The sequence below is a fragment of the Mycobacterium sp. TH-M25 genome (assembly GCF_057473665.1).
In genome coordinates this window covers 1-4,828 of record NZ_JBYCLA010000420.1, presented here as the reverse complement: position 1 = coordinate 4,828, position 4,828 = coordinate 1, and the positions used below count along the sequence as shown (strand labels likewise).

The following is a 4,828-nucleotide window of genomic DNA, read 5'->3' as shown; positions in this document are numbered from 1 at the left end:
CCGGACCCATTCGCCGTCATACCTTTCACCAGCCATCACCCGGCGCTGGCGGTGTGTGAAAACGGCAAGGAGACGGTGACCGTCCGCCGCAACTTCGACGACGGCACTTTCTCTCTCCCCTTGATCACCGGCCGCCGCGGCCGCCCACCGATGGTTGCCGCCGCACCGCTGATCGAGGGAAGCCTCACCACCGGAGCGTTGGTTTTCGTCAAGTGCCGCAGCGGCCGATGGCCGGCGGAGGCCAAGCACACCCTGGCAACGGCCGCCTCCCTCTTCGCCCAGTTCCGGACCCGCGTGTCCGCCGAAGAGCGGCTTCGCCACCTTGCCGACCACGACGACCTGACCGGTTTGCGTAACCGTCGAGCTCTGCTCGCCCACCTTTCGGATCGGCTCGCGCCGCGGCAGGACGGCCCGGTTGCGGTGCTCTACATCGATCTCGATCGTTTGAAGGCGGTCAACGACTCGCTCGGCCACGGGGTGGGCGACTGGTACATCCGCGGTTGCGCCGATCGGCTGAGATCCTGTGCCGGGAGCCAGAGCATGGTTGCCCGACTGGGCGGCGACGAGTTCGTCGTCGTTCCAGACCAGCCGATGACGTCCCAGGCCGCAGCGATCTTTGCCGACCGGATCCGGAAGGCGGTGTACGGCCGTCTGACGATCAGGGATCACCAGGTGGTCCGGACGGTGAGCATCGGCGTGGCCGCCGGCAAGCCGGGCCGGGACGCCGGCATCGACCTGCTGCGTCGTGCCGACGAAGCCGTCTTGGCGGCCAAGCGCGCCGGCCGTAATCGGATCGTCGTGGCCAGCGACATTTCGCTGAAACAATTGTTTGGCGACGACATCCGGGTACATCAGTAAGGTGGCGCCGACAGCGAGGCCCTGACCCGCGCCATGGTCTAGCCGCCTCACACCAGAAGCGGGCTGTAGTCGGCCGGTGGGTCAACGAGATTCATTGCTCGGAAGAGCTTTTCGGTGAGCACCGAGCTGCTCTCTGCCGCGAGTAGGACCTCCTCGCGAAGAAAAAGCAGTTCTTCCGACACCGGCGGCCGGCCATACGCGGGGTACATGTAGTGGTCGTTGAACTGGTTCGACACCCACAGCGGTTTTATCAACCCGGCCGCAGCAGCGAAGAATCGCTGACTCATGTCCGCGTCGGGTTGCGACAAGCATTCACGCAGCGCAACCGCTTCGAGCGCGGCCACCGTCATGCCTTGGGTGTAGATGGGACTCAAGCTGCAGATCGCGTCGCCGAACACCAGCAGCCCGGCCGGGAACCGCTGCATCGTGTCGTATCGTCGCCAAGCGCCGCCCGGGTAGCGGTAGACGTCCATCTGACCCAGGGGTTCTGCACCTGCTTGCATCGCGGTCCTGAGCGCTGGGCACACGAATCGGGCGCCTAATTGCATCAAGGCGGCCAAATCGGTAGGCGGTTCAAGTTGGTCAAGGCGATAGACGGTCAACATCCAGGTGCCATTCTCGTACGACGAAAGCGCGCCACCGGTCGGCAGATTCGGCTCCGGAAACACCATCGTCATCTTCTCGTCGACCACGCCGTCCGGTATCCGCAGCAGTTGGCTGGCGTAGGTCGCGTTCGCCGTCGAGTGTTCAGTCACCGGTCGCCCGTAGCCCAGGTTCTCGAGGAAAGCCGGGGTACGGGCGGCGCGGCCCATCGCGTCGACCACCAGGTCAGCGTCCAGCACCCGCTCTTCACCGGTGATCCGGTTGAACACCCGCGCGCCGGTCACGCGGTCCGATTCGAGTGCGACCGGCTCGACCAAGTCATGGCCGTCCAGGATCTCCACGTTGGCAATGGCACGCACCCGTTGCCGCACAGTGAATTCCAGCAGTGGCCTGCTTACGAGGTACACCACCACCGCGTCGGGATCGGTGAACGTGCACGTCCTGTTGTACTCGCGGCCGCCCACCCGGATGGACACCCGGGACAGGTCGCCGTCATCGCACACTGTCGCGCCGGCGGCGACGAGTTCTTTCAGCACACCCGGGAGCAGCCCCTCCAACTCCTGCGCGCCGCGACTGGTCAGCACATGAGAATGCCGGCCCTGACGAACCCCGCGACGCGGGGTCGCGTTGTCCGCCAACGTATCCCGTTCGACCACCGTGACGGTCTGGTAGAACTCCGAGAGCACCCGCGCGGCGAGCAAACCACCGAAGCCCGCGCCGCAGACGATTGCGTGATCACCGCGCATCAGAGATAAGCCCCTTCAACCGTGGCGGACTCCTTTGCCAGATTGACCACAACCCCGAGCAGGGGAATGTCGAGTGCACGGATTCCGGCGACCAGATGCGACAGCGAAAGCACCGTTGTAGTAATCGGCCGTACGACCAAGACGACGGCATCCGCCGCCTCGAGGGCCAGCTGTGCATCGATCGAATCGTGAAACGAGGGCGCGTCAATCAAAATGACATTGCTCTGCAGCAGTAAAGCGTCGCGACTGTGGATCTCTGCGCTCAACGCTTCGGTAGAACAAGACACGGTTGTCACATCGTTTCGCCCGGACACCTCTGGTAACGCACTTCCCGCCACGGCCAACGCGGGTTGCGGGGCCTCCCGGTGGGGTTCATCCAAGCAAACGACGCCGACGCTACGTCCGCGATCGGCAAAAGCTCGCGCCAGCGCCCTCGTCGCGACGGTGGCGCCGTCTCCGCTGTGGGCGCCGACGATCGCGACGACCGGCGGGATTTCGGCCTTGATCCGCGGGAGTCGCTGCAGGATAGACTCGACGTTGAGGCTCAGGCGCAACGCCCCCTGCTTGAATTCCTCGCACTCGTCAAATGCCTGAGCGACGTTGCCGTCGGAACCAAGCGCTTGAGTTTTGGCCAGCCTGCCGATGATGTCGCACCCGGTGATCTCCTCCACCTGGCGGCGCGACCGCACCTTGGTATCGAAACGTTCAAGGAACCAGATGACGGTTGCGCCCACGAACAGGGCCAGCACCAGAGCGGCGAACGTGACCATCCAGGTCGGATATCCGGATGCCGTTGCCGTGGCCGGGCTCGCCTTTGCGACGACCTGGACCAGAGGTCCGACAGTCGGATCGTTACTGACGTTTTCCAGCTTGGCAACGTAAGCGCCCAAGACGCTCCCGTAACCGTTGGCGATATTCGCCGCATGCTGGGCGTTGCTGTCAGTGACTGAAACGATGATAAGTACAGTGTTTTTCACTGCGGTGGCCGAGACCTTTGATGCCAGCTGTTGTGGCGTCACCGTCAGCCCGAGCTTATCAATCACCGATTGAGCCAAATCGTCGCTCTGGAAAAGATTGACGTAGGTTTGCGCCCGCTGCCGAGAGAACAGGTCACCTTGGTAGGCGCCCGCAGAGGTCTTCACGTCGGGAGCACGTAGGAAGAACTCCGTAGAAGCAGTGTATTGGGTGTCGGCACTGATCTGGTAGGTCACGGCACCCAGCAGTGCAAACGCCAGGCACCCAAGCATGACCGGCCACCGCTGACTTACCTTCGTCCATGCCTTTATCAACAGCTCCATGGTTCTCCGCTCACGGTATGTGACTGCCTCATGCGGCGAGACGCCTTTGATCCAGCTGCGATGTCTCAACGGGTCTTGAGAATCTTTGACCGGCAACAACAACCCGTCCCAGGCATCTGCCTCGGGAAAGCCCCAGCAGCCTTTCACTCTCCCGGAGTTCGTCCATGGAGGTCTGCGAGACGGGGTCGATCAGAATCGAGGCGCCGACCTGGCTCGCCATGTCGGCGGCGTCGGCCGACTCCAGAACCGCTGCGCTTACCACGATGACGTGCCGGTAGCGATCGTCCAACTCGGCCAGTACATCGCGCATCCTCGAACCGGTGAGTTCTCTCGTCGGATTCGCCGGCGCCGCACCCGCTGAGATCCAGCTGATCCCGCTGCGTTCGTCGGTTTGGATGGCCGCGTCCAAAGCCATTGGCGCACTGAGCAGGTCGCCCAGGCCAACCGTTGAGCCGTCGTGTTCGGCGGTGAAGTCGGCGTACACCACAACGGTGGGCGATCCGGCTTCCGTCAAGGCGGTCGCGAGTAACGCGGCGAAAACTCCGGTCGTCGGAGTGGCACGGGGTGCTGCGACCACGAAGGACCGGATACCCGCCTCGTTCAGCCGCCACGCAATTTCCAGTCGGAGTAGTTTGGCGTCGACATGCACCTCGTCGAGGCTCAGGTGGTCCTCGGCGGAGAGCACTCCGAGAATGTCCGCATGCTCACCGGCGATGTCGTCGTCGCCGCGAAAGCGCCTCAGCAACCGGCTTTCTCGTACTCCGGCATATGCGGCGACATAGGTCAGCCCGAGAATAAACCCGACGACCGTTCCGGAGATAATGTTCAGCAGCGAGCGCGGCGAGATCGGCCGGTTGGGAACCGAAGCGGGTTCGGTGAGAACCGGTTGGATCGGGGACACTGTCGTATAGGGCGGGCGCTCGACGTCTTTGATGACGTCGATGGTCTGCTGCGCGGCCGCATCGGCGATTGCAGCCGCCCGAACCGGGGAACTGTCCTGTGCCCTCACCTGGATCACCACGGTGTCGGGAACTATGTGCCCGCTCAGCTTTTTGGCGAGCTCTTCGCCGGACTCACCGAGTTGCAGCCGTTTGGCAACCGGGTCCGCCACCATCGGTGTCGTCACGAGCCGTACGTAACTGGTCATGCGCTGCTGGGTGAATTCGTCGCCGTACGCCTTCAGCGTCCCACCTCCGATATTCGGGTCCGCCAGAGCCGTGGAGTCGTTCCCGTAAGGCCCCCCCACAAAAATCCCCGCAAAGGACTCGTAGTCAACCCGCAACAACAATATGATTCAGCCCGCAGCACACCCACCCATCAAAC

General features: G+C 63.4%; 4 protein-coding genes. 1 reads left to right on the top strand and 3 read right to left on the bottom strand.

Annotated elements, in window-relative coordinates; translation table 11 throughout:
* The coding region (locus tag AC2VOU_RS14205) for a diguanylate cyclase domain-containing protein (RefSeq protein ID WP_486957962.1) at window positions 1-858 on the top strand (858 nt) is incomplete at its 5' end.
* Between the two features lie 47 nt (window positions 859-905).
* On the opposite strand, the gene AC2VOU_RS14200 is transcribed toward AC2VOU_RS14205, so the two are convergent.
* The 3 genes from AC2VOU_RS14200 to AC2VOU_RS14190 are packed head-to-tail and all read right to left on the bottom strand — an operon-like array spanning window position 906 to window position 4,787.
* Complete coding sequence (locus tag AC2VOU_RS14200; RefSeq protein WP_486957961.1) at window positions 906-2,207, bottom strand: FAD-dependent oxidoreductase; 1,302 nt, start codon at window positions 2,205-2,207, stop codon at window positions 906-908.
* The gene (locus AC2VOU_RS14195; protein WP_486957960.1) at window positions 2,207-3,505 is read right to left on the bottom strand and encodes a Wzz/FepE/Etk N-terminal domain-containing protein; all 1,299 of its coding nucleotides are present in this window, start codon (window positions 3,503-3,505) and stop codon (window positions 2,207-2,209) included. The genes AC2VOU_RS14200 and AC2VOU_RS14195 overlap by 1 nt, the downstream gene beginning before the upstream one ends.
* A 28-nt stretch (window positions 3,506-3,533) precedes the next feature.
* Window positions 3,534-4,787 carry a hypothetical protein gene (locus AC2VOU_RS14190; protein WP_486957959.1) on the bottom strand — a complete coding sequence of 418 codons (1,254 nt, stop codon included), beginning with the start codon at window positions 4,785-4,787 and terminating at the stop codon, window positions 3,534-3,536.
* Between the last annotated feature and the right edge of the window lie 41 nt (window positions 4,788-4,828).